19 protein-coding genes and 1 pseudogene are annotated in these 22,149 nt (G+C 41.4%); 7 read left to right on the top strand and 13 right to left on the bottom strand.

Annotated elements, in window-relative coordinates; translation table 11 throughout:
• Positions 1–180: 180 nt before the first annotated feature.
• The 4 genes and pseudogenes from CHJ_RS04020 to nagE form a co-directional block, all read right to left on the bottom strand.
• A pseudogene (locus tag CHJ_RS04020) lies at positions 181–688 on the bottom strand (GNAT family N-acetyltransferase).
• Between the two features lie 108 nt (positions 689–796).
• Positions 797–991, bottom strand: a complete 195-nt coding sequence (locus CHJ_RS04015) for a YqaE/Pmp3 family membrane protein (RefSeq protein ID WP_171754267.1) — start codon at positions 989–991, stop codon at positions 797–799.
• A 172-nt stretch (positions 992–1,163) separates the two neighbouring features.
• The gene (gene glnS / locus CHJ_RS04010; protein WP_171754266.1) at positions 1,164–2,831 is read right to left on the bottom strand and encodes a glutamine--tRNA ligase; all 1,668 of its coding nucleotides are present in this window, start codon (positions 2,829–2,831) and stop codon (positions 1,164–1,166) included.
• Positions 2,832–3,087: 256 nt separating this feature from the next.
• The gene (gene nagE / locus CHJ_RS04005) at positions 3,088–4,551 is read right to left on the bottom strand and encodes an N-acetylglucosamine-specific PTS transporter subunit IIBC (RefSeq protein ID WP_171754265.1); all 1,464 of its coding nucleotides are present in this window, start codon (positions 4,549–4,551) and stop codon (positions 3,088–3,090) included.
• A 252-nt stretch (positions 4,552–4,803) separates the two neighbouring features.
• Between nagE and nagB the strand changes: the two genes are divergently transcribed.
• From nagB to asnB, 5 genes are all read left to right on the top strand, one after another.
• Positions 4,804–5,607, top strand: coding sequence for a glucosamine-6-phosphate deaminase (gene nagB / locus CHJ_RS04000; protein ID WP_171754264.1), 804 nt, complete (start codon positions 4,804–4,806; stop codon positions 5,605–5,607).
• A gap of 19 nt (positions 5,608–5,626) precedes the next feature.
• Positions 5,627–6,763, top strand: a complete 1,137-nt coding sequence (gene nagA / locus CHJ_RS03995; protein WP_171754331.1) for an N-acetylglucosamine-6-phosphate deacetylase — start codon at positions 5,627–5,629, stop codon at positions 6,761–6,763.
• A gap of 2 nt (positions 6,764–6,765) precedes the next feature.
• On the top strand, positions 6,766–7,980 hold the full coding sequence (gene nagC, locus CHJ_RS03990) for a DNA-binding transcriptional regulator NagC (protein WP_171754263.1): 1,215 nt from the start codon (positions 6,766–6,768) through the stop codon (positions 7,978–7,980).
• Between the two features lie 92 nt (positions 7,981–8,072).
• Complete coding sequence (locus CHJ_RS03985) at positions 8,073–9,674, top strand: cation:proton antiporter family protein (RefSeq protein WP_317916931.1); 1,602 nt, start codon at positions 8,073–8,075, stop codon at positions 9,672–9,674.
• 180 nt (positions 9,675–9,854) lie between these two features.
• Complete coding sequence (gene asnB / locus CHJ_RS03980) at positions 9,855–11,519, top strand: asparagine synthase B (protein WP_317916930.1); 1,665 nt, start codon at positions 9,855–9,857, stop codon at positions 11,517–11,519.
• Positions 11,520–11,675: 156 nt separating this feature from the next.
• Here the strand turns inward: asnB and hemH are convergent, their stop codons facing one another.
• The 4 genes from hemH to htpG all read right to left on the bottom strand — a co-directional run bounded on the left by hemH (position 11,676) and on the right by htpG (position 17,408).
• Positions 11,676–12,626 carry a ferrochelatase gene (hemH, locus tag CHJ_RS03975; RefSeq protein WP_317916929.1) on the bottom strand — a complete coding sequence of 317 codons (951 nt, stop codon included), beginning with the start codon at positions 12,624–12,626 and terminating at the stop codon, positions 11,676–11,678.
• A gap of 135 nt (positions 12,627–12,761) precedes the next feature.
• The gene (locus CHJ_RS03970; protein ID WP_411861536.1) at positions 12,762–14,294 is read right to left on the bottom strand and encodes a phospholipase D family protein; all 1,533 of its coding nucleotides are present in this window, start codon (positions 14,292–14,294) and stop codon (positions 12,762–12,764) included.
• Between the two features lie 291 nt (positions 14,295–14,585).
• Positions 14,586–15,230 carry an adenylate kinase gene (gene adk / locus CHJ_RS03965; protein ID WP_171754258.1) on the bottom strand — a complete coding sequence of 215 codons (645 nt, stop codon included), beginning with the start codon at positions 15,228–15,230 and terminating at the stop codon, positions 14,586–14,588.
• A gap of 273 nt (positions 15,231–15,503) precedes the next feature.
• Positions 15,504–17,408, bottom strand: a complete 1,905-nt coding sequence (gene htpG / locus CHJ_RS03960; RefSeq protein ID WP_171754257.1) for a molecular chaperone HtpG — start codon at positions 17,406–17,408, stop codon at positions 15,504–15,506.
• Between the two features lie 273 nt (positions 17,409–17,681).
• Here htpG and CHJ_RS03955 point away from each other — a divergent pair, with 273 nt between their 5' ends.
• Both CHJ_RS03955 and CHJ_RS03950 read left to right on the top strand, forming a co-directional pair.
• Complete coding sequence (locus tag CHJ_RS03955; RefSeq protein WP_317916927.1) at positions 17,682–18,578, top strand: transcriptional regulator; 897 nt, start codon at positions 17,682–17,684, stop codon at positions 18,576–18,578.
• Between the two features lie 11 nt (positions 18,579–18,589).
• Positions 18,590–19,108 carry a regulatory protein ToxS gene (locus CHJ_RS03950; RefSeq protein ID WP_171754255.1) on the top strand — a complete coding sequence of 173 codons (519 nt, stop codon included), beginning with the start codon at positions 18,590–18,592 and terminating at the stop codon, positions 19,106–19,108.
• 74 nt (positions 19,109–19,182) lie between these two features.
• Here the strand turns inward: CHJ_RS03950 and yfcE are convergent, their stop codons facing one another.
• From yfcE to CHJ_RS03925, 5 genes are all read right to left on the bottom strand, one after another.
• Positions 19,183–19,728, bottom strand: a complete 546-nt coding sequence (yfcE, locus tag CHJ_RS03945) for a phosphodiesterase (RefSeq protein ID WP_317916926.1) — start codon at positions 19,726–19,728, stop codon at positions 19,183–19,185.
• Between the two features lie 99 nt (positions 19,729–19,827).
• A complete protein-coding gene (locus CHJ_RS03940) occupies positions 19,828–20,238 on the bottom strand; it encodes a CBS domain-containing protein (RefSeq protein WP_171754253.1) in 411 nt (136 codons plus the stop codon).
• Positions 20,235–20,585 carry a P-II family nitrogen regulator gene (locus CHJ_RS03935; protein ID WP_171754252.1) on the bottom strand — a complete coding sequence of 117 codons (351 nt, stop codon included), beginning with the start codon at positions 20,583–20,585 and terminating at the stop codon, positions 20,235–20,237. The genes CHJ_RS03940 and CHJ_RS03935 overlap by 4 nt, the downstream gene beginning before the upstream one ends.
• Positions 20,575–21,369 (bottom strand): DUF1538 domain-containing protein, encoded by a 795-nt coding sequence (locus CHJ_RS03930; protein ID WP_317916925.1) that lies wholly within the window; start codon positions 21,367–21,369, stop codon positions 20,575–20,577. Before CHJ_RS03930 ends, CHJ_RS03935 begins: the two co-directional genes overlap by 11 nt.
• A complete protein-coding gene (locus CHJ_RS03925) occupies positions 21,366–22,100 on the bottom strand; it encodes a DUF1538 domain-containing protein (protein ID WP_171754250.1) in 735 nt (244 codons plus the stop codon). The genes CHJ_RS03930 and CHJ_RS03925 overlap by 4 nt, the downstream gene beginning before the upstream one ends.
• Between the last annotated feature and the right edge of the window lie 49 nt (positions 22,101–22,149).

The raw sequence follows: 22,149 nt of genomic DNA, 5'->3' as shown, positions 1-22,149 counted from the left end.
CAGTTTACTGAGTTGTTAATCACTAGATAAGCAAAAAAAACCAGCTGGCTAACCAGCTGGTTTTTTACTATTCATATTCGGTTTACACCAGTCACATTGCGATAACCGTAACGCCAGTCACCCGACAAAGAGGCGACACTTATTATTTTTCAAGTAGTTACAGGCTAGTTTACTTTCAAATTATCCCTTTAAATAAATACGGTCATCATACCGTTTACCCGCAATACTGTATGCTTGCGGTATAACCTGACTCAGGGTAAAGCCACATTTTTGCAGTACTCGTTCTGAAGCGATATTGCCTTCGGTCACAACCGCTCGAAAACTCACAATTTCATCTAGCGCTAAAGCCCTGTCAATCAGCGCTGACAATGATTCTGTGCCATATTGCCTTCCATGAAACTCAGGTAATAAGAGATAGCCAACCTCGGCTACTGAGTTATCAATGAAAAAGCCTGTTATACCAACGGCCATTGCTGAGTTTTTTTCCCCGAATCACTAAACAGAGCCATTCGTTGGACTGCGAATTCCATAGAGGCAGACGTGATTGAAACTTTGCTCTGATTTCACTTTCACTCGGAATATCAAAACAGAGTGAAATAATACTTGGGTCTGTGTTTAGACGAAGAAAAAGAGGCCAGTCATCGTTAGTTATCTGCGCCATTGTTAGTCGATCAGTTTCAATCAGCATTCTAATTTAAAACCCCTTCAATTATTCGGCATAAAAAAACACCCAAGAGATAAGACTAGTGGGTGTTTAACTCTGGCGCTACAACGGTAGCGTCAGCTGAATTATTCGCTACTTCTCACCACCTAACGCGCGATTAATTTTTTGATCTGTCTTGTATTGGCTTAATGCATAAACAGACCAAATAGCAGCAGGTATCCAGCCAATTAACGTAATTTGTAGCACTAAGCAGATGATGCCAGCGAAAGGTCGGCCTATGGTAAAAAACTGAAACCACGGCAAAAGAATGGCCAATATAAGTCTCATTATTGTATCCCTTGTAGTGTAAATTAGTACTGTTCTAAATTATCTAAAATTGAGGTTAAATTAGTATAATTCTGAGCTTAAAAAACAAGCTACTACATTTTAAAAATTATCGCGAGTAAAAAAAAATGCCCAAGCTTATTCAGCTTGAGCACTCTTCAACAGATTGTCACGTCTACTGGTCTTTTTTAGCCCATGTATCACGTAAACCAACGGTACGGTTAAAAACCAAGGCATCAGGCTTAGAATCTTTAACATCGCTACAGAAATAGCCTGTACGCTCAAACTGATAACCATCTTCAGGTTTCGCGACAGCTAAACTCGGCTCTACCACACCATTAAGTACCACTAAGGACTCAGGATTAATAGTCGCGGCAAAATCATCGGCGGCAGCTGGATTTTCAACCGTGAATAGACGGTCATACAGACGTATTTCTGCTGGTAAGCCTAAATTAGCAGAGACCCAATGGATCACCCCTTTCACTTTCCGACCATCCGCAGGATTCTTACCAAGGGTATCAGCATCATAACTGCAGTAAATAGTTGTAATGTTACCTTGAGCATCTTTCTCAATACGCTCTGCTTTAATCACATAAGCGCCGCGTAAACGAACCTCTTTACCTAAAACAAGTCGTTTGTATTTCTTGTTTGCTTCTTCGCGGAAGTCGTCTCTCTCTATCAACACTTCTCGAGTAAAAGGAACGTCACGGCTACCCATCTCTGGTTTATTTGGGTGATTCGCCAACGATAACGTTTCGGTTTTCTCTGCATCAAAGTTTTCAATCACAACTTTAATCGGATCCAACACAGCCATCGCACGAGGAGCATTTTCATTTAAGTCATCACGAATACAAGATTCTAGCGAGCTAAACTCAATCATGTTTTCTTGTTTTGTCACACCAATACGTTGGCAAAATTCACGAATTGAAGCTGGTGTAAAACCGCGACGACGCAAACCAGAAATGGTCGGCATACGAGGATCATCCCAACCATTAACTAACTGGTCGGTAACCAAAGTATTAAGTTTACGTTTAGACATCACCGTATATTCTAAATTTAGTCGGCTAAATTCATACTGGCGAGGCTGACACTCAATATCAATGTGATCCAATATCCAATCGTAAATACGTCGATTGTCTTGAAACTCAAGAGTACATATTGAGTGCGTTATTCCTTCAATAGCATCCGAAATACAATGAGTAAAATCGTACATAGGATAGATGCACCATTTATCACCGGTCTGATGGTGATGAGCAAAACGCACGCGGTAAATTACCGGATCACGCATGACCATAAATGGTGAAGCCATATCGACTTTCGCTCGAAGGCATATGGTACCTTCTGCAAATTCGCCTAAACGCATTTTTTCAAATAACGCTAGGTTCTCTTCTACACTACGATCACGATAAGGGCTGTTTTTACCAGGTTCTTTAAGAGTACCGCGATACTCACGGATCTGCTCTGGACTTAGCTCATCAACATACGCTAAGCCTTTAGTAATTAATTCAACAGCATATCCATGAAGCGTATCAAAATAGTCCGATGAATAACGAATATCATCTGACCATTCAAAACCCAACCAATGCACATCATTTTTAATCGACTCAACGTATTCGATGTCTTCTTTCTCAGGGTTTGTATCATCAAATCGAAGATTACACTGTCCCTGATAGTCCTGAGCAATACCAAAGTTCAAACAGATAGATTTTGCGTGCCCGATATGCAGGTAACCATTCGGTTCCGGCGGAAATCGAGTATGCACACTTGTGTGTTTGCCATCCGCTAAATCTTTATCAATAATTTGGCGAATGAAATTCGATGGACGAGCCTCAGCTTCACTCATCTAAGCACCTCTAGTTGTTGGGGGCGAGTTATTCACCCGCCTTAGTATTGTCAAAAATAGTGACCAAAATAGACGACAGTTAAGATTTTCGCCTTTTTTAGTTTGAACTGCTAATGATCCACATTTCTCACTATAGACACAACTAAAACTACGCATTAATTAACGATTTTCGCTAGATATTAACGAAAAATGCCTCCCAATCGGGAGGCATTATCAAAAACCGTCTATTCCAGTTACAAAACTTGGAATAACAGAGTTAGCTTGCGTGATTCTTCATCTCGCCTGCAATGATTTCTGCTAGCGGCCCAAGGATAACTTGAAGGTTGTTATTACCTAGTTTAACAACACCCATAGCACCCAATGCTTTAAGCTTACTTTCATCGATAATATCCATGTCGTTTACTGTTAAACGTAGACGAGTAATACATGCATCGATATTTTGTAGGTTAGCGTGACCGCCTAGTACTTCTAGATACTGTTTTGCTAGCTCTGCAGAGTTTTCGCTGCCGTGAGATTTGCTTGTATCTTCCACATCATCATCTTCACGTCCTGGTGTTTTCAACTTGAAGGTTGTAATCGCCCAGCGGAACACAAAGTAGTAGATTGCGAAGAAAACAAAACCTTGAACAATCAGCATGTACCACTTGTTTGCTAGTGGGTTTTGTGCAGAAAGCACCATATCCACTAAACCTGCTGAGAATCCAAAACCAGCCGTCCAGTTCATCATGTCAGCAATAAATAGAGATACACCCGTTAATACGGCGTGTAACACATACAGCATAGGAGCAAGGAACATGAACGAGAATTCTAGAGGCTCTGTAACACCAGTAAAGAATGATGCAAAACCTGCCGCAATCATGATTGAAGCTACGCGTGTTTTGTTCTCAGGACGAGCTGTGTGGTAGATAGCCAAAGCTGCACCCGGTAGACCAAACATCATGATTGGGAAGAAACCAGCCATATAACGACCTGTTTCACCAACAACACCTACACCCGCTTCTACAGCGTTTGGTGTCCACCAGTTACCCAAATCATTAATACCAGCCATATCAAACCAGAACACAGAGTTTAGTGCATGGTGAAGACCAACAGGAATCAATAAACGGTTAAAGAAGCCATAGATACCAGACCCCACTTCTCCAAGTCCAACAATACCTTCACCCAAAGAAATAAGACCATTGAAAATAATAGGCCATACAAACATTAGTACAAATGAAATGACGATAGCCGCAAATGAGGTCAAAATGGGTACTAAACGTTTACCGCTAAAGAAGGCTAGTGCTTTGTGTAACTCTACTTGGTAATAACGGTTGTACAGCTCTGCCGCAACAATACCAGATAGAATACCAACAAATTGGTTACCAATTTTGTTGAAAGCAAGTGTAGAACCTTCATTTAATTCAACAAGACCAATAGCGCCGACTGAACCTGCACTACATAATGTTGTAATTACCATGTAGCCAACAAAGCCAGCAAGTGCTGCTGCACCATCTTTATCTTTAGACATACCGTATGCAACACCAATTGCAAACAGTACAGACATATTGTCTATAATTGCCGCGCCCGCTTTAATTAAAAACGCAGCCAACGCATTGTTACCACCCCAACCGGTTGGATCGATCCAGTAACCGATACCCATTAATATTGCTGCTGCTGGTAATGTAGCAACAGGCACCATTAATGCCTTACCTACTTTTTGAAAATATCCGAGAACATTCACCGTAAAATTCCCCCTATAGAATTTTAATTTTGTTTGGCCGACTTATTTTAGCCTTCCAATTTAGTCATATTCAGTTTAAGTAATTAATTTCGTCCCGCAAATTAAAAGCTCATATAGTGTGATCGATATCGCTCATTTTGGCCATAAAAGCGATATTTTGCTAGCGAGATCATAAAACTTATTTTATGATTCGAATTAACAACCCTTCGGGATTAAACTTTAACCGTATTATCGAACTATTGAGGTGCCACCGTGAGACTCATTCCATTACTTACTGATTATGATGTTAGCCTTTGGTCAGCAAGACATATTATTAATCGTATCAATGCATTCAAGCCAACTGAAGAGCGTCCATTTGTACTCGGATTGCCAACGGGTGGCACTCCACTGAAGACATATGAACGTCTTATTGAACTTTATAAGCTAGGCGAAGTAAGCTTCAAACATGTGGTGACTTTTAACATGGATGAGTATGTAGGGCTTGCATCAGATCACCCTGAATCATATCGCACTTTTATGTATTCAAACTTCTTTGATCATGTTGATATACAAGACAAAAACATCAACTTGCTTAACGGTAACACTGACGACCACGAACTCGAGTGCCAACGTTACGAAGAAAAAATTAAATCTTACGGCCAAATTCATCTCTTTATGGGAGGTGTGGGTAACGATGGTCACATCGCATTTAACGAGCCAGCTTCGTCCCTCTCTTCACGAACTCGTATCAAAACACTGACTGAAGACACACGCATAGCAAATTCACGCTTTTTCGATGGTGATACAAGCCAAGTTCCTAAATACGCATTAACTATCGGTGTCGGTACGCTACTTGAAGCAAAAGAAGTGATGATCTTGATTACTGGCCACAATAAAGCACAAGCACTGCAAGCAGCCGTCGAAGGTTCTGTTAATCATCTTTGGACTGTGTCAGCATTGCAGCTTCATGCAAAATCGGTGATTGTCTGCAATGAACCTGCAACGCAGGAACTAAAAGTGAAAACCGTTAAGTACTTCAGCGAACTTGAAGCTGAAAATATCCGTAATCTTAAGTAATTAGATGGGGCTCCCTGCTATGTATGCGCTAACCAACTGTACCATTTATACCGGTAGTGACGTGCTTGATCGACACGCTGTCATTATTGAGGGTGATACGATTCATTCCATCATTGCTAATGATCAATTGCCAAATGATATTAAGAGCGTCGATCTCAAGGGAGCTAACTTAAGCCCCGGTTTTATAGACTTACAGCTCAATGGATGTGGTGGTGTGATGTTTAACGATGACATTACTCCTGAGACACTGCAAATCATGCATGAAACCAATATAAAATCGGGTTGCACTAGCTTTTTGCCGACACTCATTACGTCATCTGATGACAACATGCGTCAAGCCATTGAAACAGAACGTCAATACCAAGAAAAATATCAACATCAATCTCTTGGTTTACACCTTGAAGGGCCATATTTGAATGTCATGAAAAAAGGCATTCATAACCCTGACTTTATTCGCGCCTCTGAACAAGAGATGATTGATTACATTTGCGATAATAATCAATACGTTAAAAAAGTCACACTGGCACCAGAGCAGAATAATCCAGCTCATATTAAGCAACTTAAAGAAGCAGGAATTATTGTCTCTATTGGACATACCAACGCCACCTACGCAGAAGCACGCAAGGGATTTGAAGCTGGCATCAGTTTCGCAACCCACTTATTCAATGCAATGACACCAATGGTTGGACGGGAACCGGGAGTGATTGGTGCCATTTATGACACCCCTGATGTATATGCGGGTGTTATCGCAGATGGTTTCCACGTTCATTACGCTAATATTCGAATCGCACATAAAGTAAAAGGTGATAAGTTGGTATTAGTGACCGATGCCACAGCTCCAGCGGGCGCAGAGATGGATCACTTTATTTTTGTTGGGAAGAAAGTATATTACCGAGATGGTATGTGCATTGATGAAAACGGCACACTTGGAGGCTCAGCCCTTACCATGATAGAAGCGGTAGAAAATACCGTACAACAAGTTGGCATCGCACTAGATGAAGCTCTAAGAATGGCGACATTATATCCAGCTCGCGCAATTGGCTTGGACAATAAACTCGGCAGGATAAAACAAGGTATGGTTGCAAACTTGACCATATTTGATAGAGATTTCAACGTCTGTGCGACAATAGTAAACGGACAATACGAGCAAACATAAATATGAATGGCGGACAAATAGGTAACGTAGATCTTGTAAAGCAACTTAACAGCGCAGCTGTTTACCGCTTAATTGACCAACAAGGGCCAATTTCTCGAATACAAGTTGCAGACGTTAGCCAATTGGCTCCCGCCAGTGTCACAAAAATAACCCGACAGTTAATAAAGCGCGGCCTAATTAAAGAGGTGGCGCAGCAAGCTTCCACTGGTGGCCGTCGGGCAATTTCACTGACGACAGAGGTTGAAACCTTTCACTCTATCGCGATCCGCTTGGGTCGCGATTATATCCAGTTCAGTTTATTCAATCTAGGTGGTGTTGAACTGGCAAGCGACTCCAATGCCTTTAAATACACCAATCAGGTAGAGCTTCAACAAGGCTTACTCCTTCACATCCGGCATTTTATTGATAGCCAACAGAGCAAAATAAAACAGCTTATTGCTATTGGCGTTGTATTACCCGGCTTAGTGAACCCAGAAACCGGTGTCGTAGACTACATTCCCAATACTGACATTGATAATTTTGCCTTAACTGATCTGATTACCGATAATTTTAACGTCAGTTGTTTCATTGGTAATGACATTCGCGGTAAAGCACTTGCAGAGCATTACTTTGGAGCTAGCCGTGATTGCAACGATTCAATACTGGTCAGCGTTCACCGAGGAACGGGAGCAGGAATAATTGTACATGGGCAAGTGTTCTTAGGAGCTAACCGCAATGTTGGGGAAATTGGCCATATCCAAATTGATCCACTCGGTACACAGTGCCAATGTGGTAACTTTGGATGCTTGGAAACCGTCGCATCAAATCCAGCGATTCTAGAGCGAATAAAACTTTTGCTCGCTCAAGGTTATGATTCCTCATTAGCTGATATTGAAGAACTTACGATGCAGCATGTCTGCCAACACGCTTTAAATGGCGATGAGTTAGCCAAACAGAGCTTGGTTCGTGTAGGTAATAAGTTGGGTAAGGCTATAGCGATTACTATCAACTTATTCAATCCTCAGAAAATCATCATTGCTGGCGATATCACTGCCGCACAAGAACTGATTTTCCCTGCCATTAGACGTAATATCGAAACGCAATCTTTAACGACCTTTCATACTGATTTGCCTATCGTTGCCTCTGAACTTGAAGGAAAACCAACCATCGGCGCATTTGCCATGATCAAACGTTCAATGTTAAATGGTGTTTTGTTACAAAAACTTCTTGAAGAATAAGAGTTTTCCAATAGTCTAGTACTGTTAGTTTTGCATGAATACAGGCTCACTGTAATCTCAGTTAACTAACACCTCTTATTTTAAGGAGAAGTATGGACATCATTTTATTATCAGCCGCTTTCATTTCAGGATTTATCGCATTAAAGTGCCAACTACCTCCATTAGTTGGTTTTCTTGTGGCTGGTTTTGCTCTCAATTTTCTTGGTTTTGAATCTAATAGCACCATTGAGCTACTCGCCGATCTGGGTGTCACACTGCTTCTATTTACCATCGGCTTAAAATTAGATATCAAAACGCTTCTGTCAAAAGAGATATGGGCAGGGGCAAGCATACATAACCTACTTTCCACACTTCTATTTACGGCCTGCCTTATGGCATTAAAGGTCGTTGGAGTATCCAGCTTCGCGGCGCTTGCCTTTGACCAATTACTACTTTTAGCGTTTGCCTTATCTTTCTCCAGTACTGTCTTTGCCATAAAAACCATACAAGAAAAAGGTGAAATGAATGCTATTTACGGCAATATAGCCATCGGCTTTCTTGTCATGCAGGACATTTTTGCGGTGGTCTTTTTAACCATTTCCACAGGGAAAATGCCTGAATGGTACGCTATTTTTCTGTTCCTCTTACCACTATTACGTCCGCTATTTTATCGGTTTCTCACTTGGGTTGGCCATGGCGAAATGCTGGTTATATTTGGTATTTTTTTCGCACTGGTTATGGGGGCAGGTTTATTTGAACTTGTCGGTATCAAAGCGGACTTAGGTGCCCTTATTCTTGGAATGATTCTAGCTGGACATAAAAAATCGTCTGAGCTATCTAAAGCTCTTTTCAACCTTAAAGAGCTATTTCTGGTCTGTTTTTTCCTTAATATTGGTCTTTCGGAACACCCTACTCTGTCGGGATTTATAACCGCTCTGCTCTTTTTGCTGTTATTACCTATCAAAGGCGCTCTCTACTATCTGGTGTTTAATGGTTTTAAATTTCGAGTACGGACCTCTTTTCTTGCCAGTCTATCATTGTTCAACTACAGCGAATTCGGCCTTATTGTTGGCGGTCTAGCGTTTAAGATGGGTTGGTTACCGGGAGATCTATTGGTCTCTATAGCCATCGCGGTTTCCTTATCATTTATTCTAGCGGCACCATTAAATAGATTCGGTCATGGACTTTATCAGCGCTCATCCAATTGGCTAAAAGAGCAGTCAGCAGAAAAACTGAACGCCTTAGATAAGCGAATCAATCCGGGTCAAGCTCAAGTACTGATTTTGGGAATGGGACGAATTGGCAGTGGTGCATATGACGAGCTGACTCATCGACATGGTCCGATTAACCTTGGTATTGAAGTTCGTCAAGATGCCGTTCAACGCCACATACAAAATGGCCGTTCTGTTATTCAAGGTGATGCCACTGACCCCGATTTCTGGGAAAGAATATTAGATACAGGAAAAGTAGAGCTGATACTGTTAGCTATGCCCCACCATTTAGGAAACCAGCTAGCGCTACAACAACTTAAGAAAAAAGGCTATAAAGGGAAGATTGCCGCCATTGCAGAGTACCAAGATCAACTCGACTCGCTGTTAATTGAGGGAGTAGATGCGGCATTTAACATATATAACGAAGCAGGAAGCGGGTTTGCTCGACACGTCTGTGATCAATTGCAACCTCAATTTGAGATAACAGAAAAACAGCAACATTAAAAAGTCGTCTAAAAAAGCAGCGGATTATGGATTTTATTCATTATTCAGCCGATTTATTAAATGAAATCTTTTTAATTGGCATTTTAATTACTTTTTTTATCGTAAAAGGTTGCTTTTTTTAATGACGATGGCAAATTTGTTCTATTGCTACAACGGAATTTAATTAGGGAATAAAAACATATGTGTTCAATATTTGGTATTTTAGACATAAAACATGACGATGCAGCGCTACGACCTATTGCGCTAGAAATGTCTAAAAAACTACGTCATCGCGGACCAGACTGGTCAGGTATCTACGCTTCTAAAAGAGCAATCTTAGCTCATGAACGTTTAGCCATTGTTGGATTGAATAGCGGTGCGCAACCTCTGTATAGCCCTGATAAAAAGTTAGTTTTAGCGGTAAATGGCGAGATTTATAACCATAAAGAGATCCGTGAAAGATACCAAGACAGCTACGATTTCCAAACGGACTCTGACTGTGAAGTTATTTTAGCCCTCTATCAAGATATGGGTGAAAAATTACTCGAAGAACTTAATGGCATTTTCGCCTTTGTTCTGTATGACGAAGAAAAAGATCAATATTTAGTTGGTCGCGACCACATCGGAATCATGCCTCTTTATCAAGGACGCGATAGCCAAGGCAATTACTATGTTGCTTCGGAAATGAAAGCGCTGGTCTCTGTGTGTAAAACCATCAGCGAGTTTCCTCCTGGTAGCTTCTATTCATCAACCAATGAAGAACCTACGCGTTACTATACCCGCGACTGGATGGAATTTGATGCCGTTAAAGATAACGAAGCATCTAAAGAGGAACTTACAGAAGCTCTAGAAGCGGCCGTTAAGCGCCAGCTTATGACCGACGTTCCATACGGTGTATTGCTTTCAGGTGGGTTAGACTCATCCATCACATCCGCAGTTGCTAAGCGATTTGCCGCAATGCGAATTGAAGACGATGAAAAATCCACCGCTTGGTGGCCTCAATTGCACTCATTTGCCATTGGGTTAGAAGGCGCTCCAGACCTTATTGCTGCACGAGATGTTGCCGATAAACTTGGAACGGTTCACCACGAAATGACCTATACCGTTCAAGAAGGTTTAGACGCCATTCGCGATGTCATTTATCACATTGAAACTTATGACGTGACCACCATTCGTGCATCAACTCCGATGTTCTTAATGGGCAGAAAAATTAAAGCCATGGGCATCAAAATGGTTCTTTCTGGTGAAGGTGCCGATGAGATATTTGGTGGTTACTTGTATTTCCACAAAGCACCAAATGCTAAAGAGATGCATGAAGAGCTGGTACGTAAGCTACTAGCACTTAACATGTTCGATTGTGCTCGTGCGAATAAATCACTTGCAGCTTGGGGTGTAGAAGGACGCGTTCCATTCTTAGACAAAGAGTTTATCGATGTCGCGATGCGCATTAACCCTCAAGCAAAAATGTGTGGCAATGGCAAAATGGAAAAACACATATTAAGAGAGTGTTTTGAGCATTACCTACCAGAATCTATCGCATGGCGTCAAAAAGAGCAGTTTTCTGATGGTGTAGGCTACAGCTGGATTGATTCACTTAAAGAGTTAGCTGAAGATAAAGTGTCTGACCAACAACTCAGCACGGCAGAATACCGTTTCCCATACAATACCCCAACCACAAAAGAGGGTTATATGTATCGTGAAATTTTTGAAGAGCTATTCCCACTTCCATCAGCCGCAGAGTGTGTTCCAGGTGGCCCTTCTATCGCCTGCTCATCAGCTAAAGCGATTGAGTGGGATGAGACCTTTAAAAACATGGCAGATCCATCAGGCAGAGCAGTACAGACCGTTCACAACGACTCTTACTAAGACCTATTAGTCACTCCATACTAAAAAGGAGCCGCATCGAAAGACGCGGCTCCTTTTTTATTTATTCGATAAATGATAATTATTGCTCAAAATCCATATTAAGTACGTTCACCGTAATCTTACGAACCGATTAAACCCAACCTAATAACAAAAAGACTAACGCAACTCTACAAACAGTTGCTCCATCATGCTTATATGAGCATCATCATCATTTAAACAAGGGATGTAATGATAATCCTCTCCACCCGCTTCAATAAAAATCTCTTTACACTCTTGGGCTATCTCTTCCAACGTTTCTAAGCAATCGGATGAAAATGCCGGCGTCATGATATCGACTCTTTTAGTGCCGTTTCCGGCCAACTCTTGTAACGTTTTGTCAGTATAGGGTTTCAGCCACTCTTCTTTACCAAAACGAGATTGATAACTCATTCCCATCTGCTGCTCTGTTAAACCAAGCTCAGCCGCAAGAAGTTCCGTTGTCCGTTGACAATGCAGCGGGTAAATATCCCCATTATCAGCAAAACGCTGCGGAATACCATGAAATGAACACAATAGGTAATCCCCTTGCCCATTTTGTTGCCAATACTCTTTTACTTTACCGGCAAGGGCCTTAATGTAGAGTGGATGATCATGGTAGTTATTCACCAAACAACATTCAGGTCGTACTGTGAGTTGCTTCACCGCTCTCTCTAACGCATCTTCAACAGCGCCTGTGGTCGTTCCTGAATATTGAGGGTACAGAGGAATCACCGTGATCTTTTCTACCCCTTGATCCACAAGTTGAGTCAGACCCGAAAGCAAACTTGGCGTGCCATAAGTCATTCCTAACGCAACTGGAACATCCACCAAATCTGTCAGCTTCTTGGCTTGTCTTTGGCTGTACACGAGTAGCGGAGAGCCACCTTCGAACCAGATACTTTGATAAAGTTTGGCCACTTTGGGAGCGCGCACTGGCAAAATGACACCATGTAATAATGGACACCAGATCCAGCGAGACATATCTACTACCCGATGGTCGTGTAAAAACTCACTAAGAAACGCTTTAACTGCTTTCGCACTTGGTTGCTCTGGTGTCCCCAAATTAACCAGCAAAATTCCGTCTTTCATATTACTTGAACGCCATTATCAATGTTATTAACCTCTACTGAGACTGCTTAGCTTAATCTTTCTAAAAACCGCTGACAAAATAATTGTTTAGTTACTGTTATTACAGTTACAAATATTGAAGTTACTTGGTTAAATTTATAGCTGTTCTTCTATAGGAAGTATTCCGCTAAACCATGCCCCAAACCTTCGCCATAGACTCGCATCCGGCTCACTAGAGAGTATTTCATCGGCGGCATTATCAATCCAAACAATATCACCATCTTTAACGGCGACTTTGTAAGCCATTGTCGTTATCTCATGCATCAGTTCGCGATAAACTTTCTGCGCATATTCTGGTTGCTCAATGATGATACCCATCTCAGTATTCAAATGAACAGAACGAGGATCTAAATTCATAGAGCCAACAAAAATCTTCTTTTTATCTATAATGATGGCTTTGGTATGTAGGCTTGAGCGACGACTTCCTGTCAAACTCCAATTTTTTTTCAACTCAGCATTTGGTTTCATTTCCCAAAGTTGCACGCCACCTTCCACCAGATCTTTGCGGTACTTTGCGTACCAGCCATGAACAGCAAAAACATCATTAGACGCTAACGAATTGGTAATAACGGTCACCTCGAACCCCTGTTTTACCGCATCAACCAGTTCTTGAGTACCACGCTCCGTTGGTACGAAGTAAGGAGAGATGAACACTAGAGAGGTCTCAACCTGTTCTAACACTGAGCCTAAGTTATCGATTAATGTACTCTGTTTACTTTCAGGTTTATTGGGAAGGTCATATAAAAGCTCACTCTCTCCCCAATAGAGTGGCAACGTTCCATTAACCAGATCGGTGTAAAATGGCAGCTTTGTAAAATCGTAAATATCTTCAGAGAAGGTAGATTCTAGCCCTTGTTGCTCGATCCAAGTGTCAACGTCAACACTGGTGTAATGTTGTTGATTATCAGAAACCCATTCAACAGGAATGCTGTAGTCACTGTTCCAATATAGGTCAAACTGGCGATTAACTTCCGGTACAGATTTACCCACCATGAGTAAATCAAGATCAGCAAACTCAACATCAGAATTGATAGAATAATATTCATTGCCGACATTTCGCCCACCAATGATGGTCACTACGCCATCGACACTCAATGATTTATTGTGCATTCGATGATTTAGTCGGTCGAAATCACTCATCATAGCAACCCCTCGGGCCGACCTTAAATGGTGAGGATTAAACAGTCGCACTTCAATATTTGGATGGCTACTATAACGTACGAGAGCACTGTCATCATACTTCTGCATATCATCCAAAAGCAGTCTGACTCTGACACCTCTCTCGGCGGCTTCAAACAATCGCCAGCCAATCAAGTTGCCCGCATCATCATCGCGAAAGATATAGTATTGCGCATCAATACTGTACTGAGCACTGCCAATAATAGCGAGTCGGGCAAGTAAAGCATCATGCCCCTTTTCTAATGGATAAAAACCCGTTTCTGCTGCTGATGAATGAGTGGCAATCTCTTGAGAAAAGTAATGTTCTAAACGAGTAGGCTGAGCATTGGTGATAGTGAACGATGGCGATTTTTCATAACGTGCAGGATCAATATTCGATGAAACACAACCTGTTAGAGCGGCAACGAGAAGAGTAGCGAATAGATTCTTGATAGACAAAAAATTGAACATAGTTAATGGGTTACTCTAGTGTGTATTCTTTGAAAATACGAAGAGAAGTTTGCAATACTCGCTCGCTAATTGTGACTTATCCTCAATGTTAGTCGTTATTTCTCATACTTGCTAATCTAAGGCGAATAAATCCTTCAAAGTGCCTAGAGTCTGCTGTTACCTGACGTTCTATGGCCAATTAAACAAAAAATCTGCCTCAGAAGTCATCTGAGACAGATTTTAAAATAACCAACAAGTGTTCAGAAATTTAAATAAACGATACCGCTCATTCAATCACTGAAGCAAGTAAGATTAAGACAGCGCTTTTTCTAACTCAGCGCTAACTTCAGCAACTTTCTTTGTTCCATCAAACTTAAGGTACTTACCGTTACCTTGCTCTGCTTCCTTACCATAGTATGAGATAAGTGGTGCAGTTTGATCATGGTACACACCTAAACGCGCACGTACGGTCTCTTCTTTGTCATCATCGCGAACAACAAGTGCTTCACCAGTAATGTCATCTTTACCTTCTTCTTTCGGCGGGTTGAAAGTAACGTGGTAAGTACGACCAGAAGGAAGGTGTGCACGACGGCCAGCCATACGTTCTACAATAACGCTATCAGCGACGTCAATTTCAATAACGTAATCTACCGCAACACCCATCTCTTTAAGACCATCAGCTTGTGGAATAGTGCGAGGGAAACCATCTAATAAGAAGCCTTTCTCACAATCATCTTCAGCAATTCGCTCTTTGATCAAGCCTAGGATAATGTCATCAGAGACAAGTTGCCCAGCGTCGATTACTGACTTAGCTTTTTTACCTAATTCAGTTCCGGCTTTGATAGCAGCGCGAAGCATGTCACCAGTAGAAATTTGCGGAATACCGTATTTTTCCATGATAAATTGAGCTTGCGTTCCTTTACCTGCACCTGGAGCACCCAGAAGAATGATGCGCATGATATGTCCTCTTAATTATTTGTTTATACCAAAGCTCACTGAATAGTCGGACTTCTGACTGAATACGGTAAGTTTAGGTATAAGATTAGTTTAATTATTTAAATAAATTTTATACTCACACTTCGGGTTGCGAGTTTATCATATTTTTTTGGCTTTATGTGTAGATTAAGACTAAAGAAGCACCAATCATCAAGCTAAAACCAATAAACTTAAATTTACCTAAATTTATTGCATTTTATCGACAATATGGTGCTTTTTCGTGACTTTTCTCTATTAAACCTTAGTCAAAAGAGAGTTGATTGCGCCTAGGAACTGGCTAGGATCTTCCATTGCTCCACGCTCAGCAAGCATCGCTTGACCAAGTAACAGCTCAACCCAACGGCCAAACGCTTCTTCATCAGCTTCATCAGCCATACGCTTAACTAACTCGTGCTCTGGGTTGATTTCAAAGATGTACTTCACTTCAGGAACATCTTGGCCAGCCGCTTCTAACAGCTTCGCCATTTGCGTACCCATTTCGAAATCGTCAGTAACCACAACAGCAGGGGTATTGGCTAGTTTAAAGGTAGTACGAACTTCTTTTACTCGTTCACCTAGGTAGGTTTTAGTTCGCTCAACCACAGACTTAAACTCTTCTTCCGTCTCTTTCTGTTTCTCTTTATCTGACTCATCTTCAAACTTGCTAAGATCCAGACCAGCTTTAGTTATAGATTGGAACTGCTTACCATCAAATTCTGTCAGGTAGTTCATTAGCCACTCATCCATACGATCGTACATCAGAATGACCTCGATACCTTTGGCTTTAAATTGCTCTAAGTGAGGGCTATTTTTTGCAGCGGCATAACTGTCTGCGGTCAAATAGAAGATTTTATCTTGCTCTTCCTTCATACGCTCAACGTATGACGCCAAAGATGTTGTCTGCTCAGAGCTATCCACTTCTGTTGAAGCAAAGCGCATCAAACCAGCAATCTTTTCTTTGTTAGCAAAATCTTCAGCAGGACCTTCTTTTAATACCTGACCGAACTCTTTCCAGAATGACAGGTATTTTTCATCATCATTTTTAGCGAGCTTTTCAAGCATAGTAAGTACACGCTTACTACAAGCATTACGTAATGACTGTGTTACTTTATTATCTTGAAGAATTTCACGAGAAACGTTCAATGGCAGATCATTTGAATCAATTAATCCGCGTACAAATCGTAGATAGGTCGGCATGAACTGCTCAGCGTCATCCATAATAAACACACGTTGAACATACAGTTTCAAGCCGCTTTTATGGTCACGATTCATCATATCCCATGGTGCTTTAGCTGGGATATACAGCAAACTTGTGTAGTCGTTTTTACCTTCTACGCGGTTATGACTCCACAATAGTGGATCAGCAAAATCATGAGATACGTGTTTGTAAAACTCGTGATATTCCTCTGTAGAGATATCTGATTTATTACGAGTCCAAAGCGCTTGAGCTTTGTTGATCTGCTCCCACTTGCCTTCTTCTTTCTCGTTTCCTTCTTCATCTTTCTCTTTTGTCCAGATAGAGACCGGAATACCAATATGATCAGAGTACTTACTAATTACATCACGCAAACGCCACTCAGAAAGGAACTCTTCCCCTTCATCACGCATATGAAGAATGATATCTGTACCACGAGACTCTTTGCTGATGGATTCAATGGTGTACTCACCTTCACCAGACGAGTGCCACTGTACCGCCTCTTCAGCGCTTGTTCCTGCTGCACGAGTACGAACAGTTACTGCATCGGCAACAATAAACGCCGAATAGAATCCAACACCAAATTGACCAATTAACTGAGAGTCTTTGCTTTGATCATCAGAGAGTTTAGAGAAAAACTCCGCAGTACCCGACTTGGCAATCGTGCCAAGATGCTCGATAACATCTTCTCGGCTCATGCCAATACCATTGTCAGAGACTGTCAATGTCTTCGCGTCTGCATCAAAGGTCAGCTTAACGCCTAAATCAGCATCGCCTTGGTATAGTTCTGCATTTGATAATGCTTGAAAACGTAACTTATCAGACGCGTCAGATGCGTTTGAGATAAGTTCACGAAGGAAGATTTCTTTGTTTGAGTAAAGTGAGTGGATCATCAAATGAAGCAGTTGTTTAACTTCAGATTGAAAACCACGAGTTTCTTTATTAGGTGTTGCTGTCTCGCTCATTTTAACTCCATGAGAATGTCGTTCTAAGCAGGGTTTCTCTGCTACTGTTTTGGGTGAGATAAATAACCTCTCTCTATGTGGCTATACATCGGGGTTGCGAATGTAAATTCAAGGTCAAGATTTATAAAAACAGTGTTTTTTTAGCTTTTTTTTGATTATCCTGCGTTATATTCTCTCAAACAATATAAAAACACATAAACTATTATCTAGGTAACTAGTTTCATTTAATCTCGTTTTCAGTTACGACTAATACAAAAAGGCAGCTAAAATCAAATGAGTAGCATAGGTACTAAGTTTGTAATCGCACAACGTTATATATTTAACCCTAATAACAACTCACTGGTTGATCAGAAGGAAAATAATAACGTGACTCGGCTAGGCAGTAATGAAAGCCGTATACTGCTTATGTTGTCAGAACGTCCTAATCAGGTTATTTCTCGAGATGAACTTCATGAGTTTGTATGGCGAGATCAAGGCTTTCAAGTGGATGATTCCAGCTTAACACAAGCAATTTCTACCTTGCGTAAACTTCTAAATGACTCCACTAAAGCTCCTCAGTACGTAAAAACGGTTCCCAAGCGCGGATATCAATTTATTGCCAGTGTAGAACGAAGTGTCCCCCTCTCTTCTGGAGAGGAGAATGTGAATGACACCGAGACGTCAGATAACAGTCAGACAGAAAAGCCTCATCTAGGCGACCATAAAAACGACACAACCCAAGACAGTTCTCTGCTGGAAAAACCGAGTTCGCAAGTTGAAAGCCATCCTACGGCACAAATTGAAGATAAAAGACCGCCTGTCAATGTGGCAAAGAACCCGACAAGTAAGATGCCCATAATGATCCTACTTGTTGCCTTGATGCTACCAATAACGGTGCTATTGGCGCTTGATCCTAGTCCGTCCAGCTTCAGGCTCGTTGAAACAGTAAAAGGGATTCCAGTGAAGACAACTGAGAATCACCCTCCTCTTGATGATTGGCAACCTCTAATTCATGACTGCGTTCAAGCTTACATTAGCAGTAATAAAGCAAAGCCGGTCGAAGTTATTGCCACAACTGGCCCAAGAAGTAACTTCATTCTCAATTATGTATATAGTGAAGAACATTCAATTGAAAATGAAACTATTCAGCTCGTTGCTAACCAAAAAGAGATTGCTAAATTATGCCAATAAAAGGAACCGCCGTGATAAGTCAAAAAGTAGCGCTATTTATTCTGGCTATTTCTGTTGCTGTATCTAGCTGGATTTACTGGAAGTCCGACGTAAAAATTGAGCAAGTGCTTGTTTCCAAAGAGTGGCAATCCAGTACCAGCGCTTACTTATCACCTAAATCCAGTCAAACTGTCGTCAACGACCGTCGTCTACTGCGTAAAATAAGCGCTAAAAGTAGCGTGAAATATTTGCCTAATGGTACTTACTTAAGAGAATCTATCATTGAAATATTTGGCGATGACAACGACATCAGCTCTGAACTGAGTGTGTCAGAAATGGGGCAATGGGAGATAAGTGCTGACTACCTGTTAATTAGTCCAACTGAATTTAAAGATATGGCAACCAACAAAAGTATTGGTGCAGAAGTGGACCTAATTAAACAGCTATTTATAATGGATGCTCAACAGAGCCGTCGTATCGATATTATAAATAATAAGGCCATTTTGTTAACCAGCCTAAATCATGGCTCACGGATTTTATGGTCAAACTAGAAATCAATAAAACAAGGTGAGAATTAGCCATATTCTCACCTTTAATCCGCTTGTTTCAACTGGTGCCCATAAATTTATAAAGTCAGCGCTGAAAGTATCTCACCTTCAAAGCTTAAAACCTCAAATTTACCCTTGCTATATAAGCCATAGCTTGGCAAAAAACCACCTTTTGGATAGGTGACAGAGCCTGGATTGAAGAATATAAAGTCGTTGATGCGCTCGGCGCAAGGCAAGTGGCTATGACCGTGAGCAATAATATCCCCATTCGCTAATGGTGGAACATTATCTTTATTGTACTTATGCCCATGAGTTAAAAAGATTCGGCGACCATTTTCTACCAATACCCAAGCATTACTTTCCATCATAGGGAAAGCCAACAGCATTTGATCCACTTCACTGTCACAGTTACCGCGTACAGCCATTATCTTGTTGCTATATTGATTCAGTAATTCCGCAACTTTTGCTGGCTGATAACCTTCTGGAATAGGGTTTCTAGGGCCGTGATTTAAAATGTCCCCTAGCAGCAACAGCTGGTCGGCATCACTCTTTACAAACTTCTCTATGGTCTTTTCTGTAGCAGGTAAGCTTCCGTGCAAATCGGACGCAAAAAACAGTTTCATACTATCTCTCTTTTTTCGCTTTTCCGAATTGTATACCTAACCTCTGTGTAAGCACCAGCTCAGCACAGCTACGACAATAAAGAAAACCGCAAATAGAGGCTACATATCTTGCTCTAACGCCATACCGTTAACCACGATATTGTTATAACTCACCATGCCAATTATTTTTCCATTTTCAACAACCGGGGCTCGGCTGACACCAAAGCGCTCAAATAACCTAGCACAGTACTTAACATTCATATCAGGGCTAACAGACAGAGCGGGTTTCGTCATAATCTCGTAGATATTTGTTCGATCACTAGAACGGTTTTGAGCAAGCACTTTTTTGGCAATATCGTTCATTAAAACAATGCCATACTCATCATCGTCATTACGCTTATTAACCACTAAAGCTTTTACCACATGCTCTTTGGCTAGCTTAATGCCTTCACGTACCGTTGTTAATCCATCCACCATCACATAAGAGTTAGCCATAACATCACGAACTCTAATTAATTTATGCTGGTTCATAGTTCTTCCTCTACCACTTTGGTCAATGTTTCTACTTGATGCGCAACACCAACAGCATCTTCAATATCAATTTGAATCGCAATACCTTGTCCAGGCTGATCTTCAAATTCACCTACATCATTAATTTTTTCTAAAATTTGTCGGGTTAAATGCTCTTCCACCACAAACAATAATACGTCCCGCTGAACTTCTAGAGTTAACCCGAAGAACGTTGTTTTCTGGTTTAGCCCTTCACCTCTGGCATTATTGATGACTGTAGCACCAGTAGCGCCGGCAGAGCGTGCGGCATTTAATACAGCATCTGTCTTTGTGTCTTCTACAAAGGCTATGATTAATTTAAAGCGCATCCTCACTCTCCTTCGAGTTTGATTTTGAATTTATCCATTGAGTTATCTGGGCATAAGCCATCACTGAAATAATGGGAAACAGACTAGCAAATGCAATTAAGCCAAAGCCATCTATCATTGGATTCCGCCCCGGAACCGTAGACGCTAGTCCTAAACCCAGTGCCGTTACCAGTGGCACTGTCACCGTTGACGTGGTTACCCCACCAGAGTCATACGCCAGCGGAATGATCATTTTAGGTGCAAAATAGGTCTGTATAACTACCACAATGTACCCAAAAATAATGTAATAGTGTATCGGATCTCCCACCACAATTCGGTAACTACCTAATGAAATCCCAATAGCGACACCAAGCGCAACCGCAATTCTCAAGCCATTAACACTGATTGCCCCACCCGATACCTGATTAGCTTTTATTGCCACCGCAATAAGGGAAGGTTCAGCAATGGTGGTACTAAACCCAATCGTGAAGGCAAAAATATAAACCCAATAATAATCAATCCAAGTGAGAGATTCTGTGAGGCTATCTTTAAAAGAGTAGAGAAATTCAGGTGCAGTTAACTGTTCAGCCATGGTTTCCCCTAATGGGAAAAGCGCGAGATCTAAACCAAGTAAAAAGAGCGACAAGCCTAGAATGACATAGAAAAAACCAAGTAGAACCTTACCTAAATTAGCGACAGGTTTTCTCAATATAGCAATTTGAAAGCCAAAAATAATCGTCGCAATGGGTACCACATCGGTTACTGTAGATAAGAAGGTATCAACAAAATGCTCAATACTAATCATGCTAATACCATCCCATAAATCATCACAAACATCATAGGTAGCAAAGAAGCAAACGCTATCAAACCAAAGCCATCCAACATAGGATTTCGGCCTTTTATGACAGACGCTAAGCCAACCCCGAGGGCGGTAACTAAGGGCACGGTGATAGTGGAAGTGGTCACCCCGCCGGAGTCATAAGCAATGCCGATAATGTTTTCTGGCGCAAAGCCGGTTAATACCACGACACCAATATAACCAGAGATGATCATGATATGAATAGGCCAGCCTTTTATAATACGTACCACCCCAAGAACAATAGCAATACCCACAGACAAGGCCACCGTTAGTCGCAGGCCATTCGCGTAGTCATCCATTTCCGCTTCCGTTGCAGGTATCATTCCACCTTCCGCTGCGACTTCGGCTGCCTCCGCAGCAACTGCGGTGAGCGCAGGTTCCGCAATGGTAGTGCCAAACCCCAAACAAAATGCAAATATTACTAGCCAAAAGACACTGCCTTTGTGGGCAAACGCTCTGGCCATAGATTCACCGATAGGGAATAACCCCATCTCTAAACCAAAGATAAAAAAAGTCAGCCCTAGCACCACCAGCAGTAGGCCAAATAAAATAGGAAGGATGTTTGGAAGTGGCTCTTGAAGTACCACTAATTGAAAAAAACCGATAACAAAAACGATAGGCAGCAGATCACGCAAACTTCCTAGCATGGCCTTGAACAACGCAACCACCGCTTTCATATATATCTCCCTTAACTAAAATTCCTTTCTTCTATAACTATATGAAATA

Origin of the sequence: Vibrio sp. MACH09 (genome assembly GCF_033238805.1) — a bacterium.
GTDB lineage: Bacteria > Pseudomonadota > Gammaproteobacteria > Enterobacterales > Vibrionaceae > Vibrio.
Note: the sequence above shows the minus strand (reverse complement) of the source record. Positions and strands in the feature narration are given on the sequence as shown.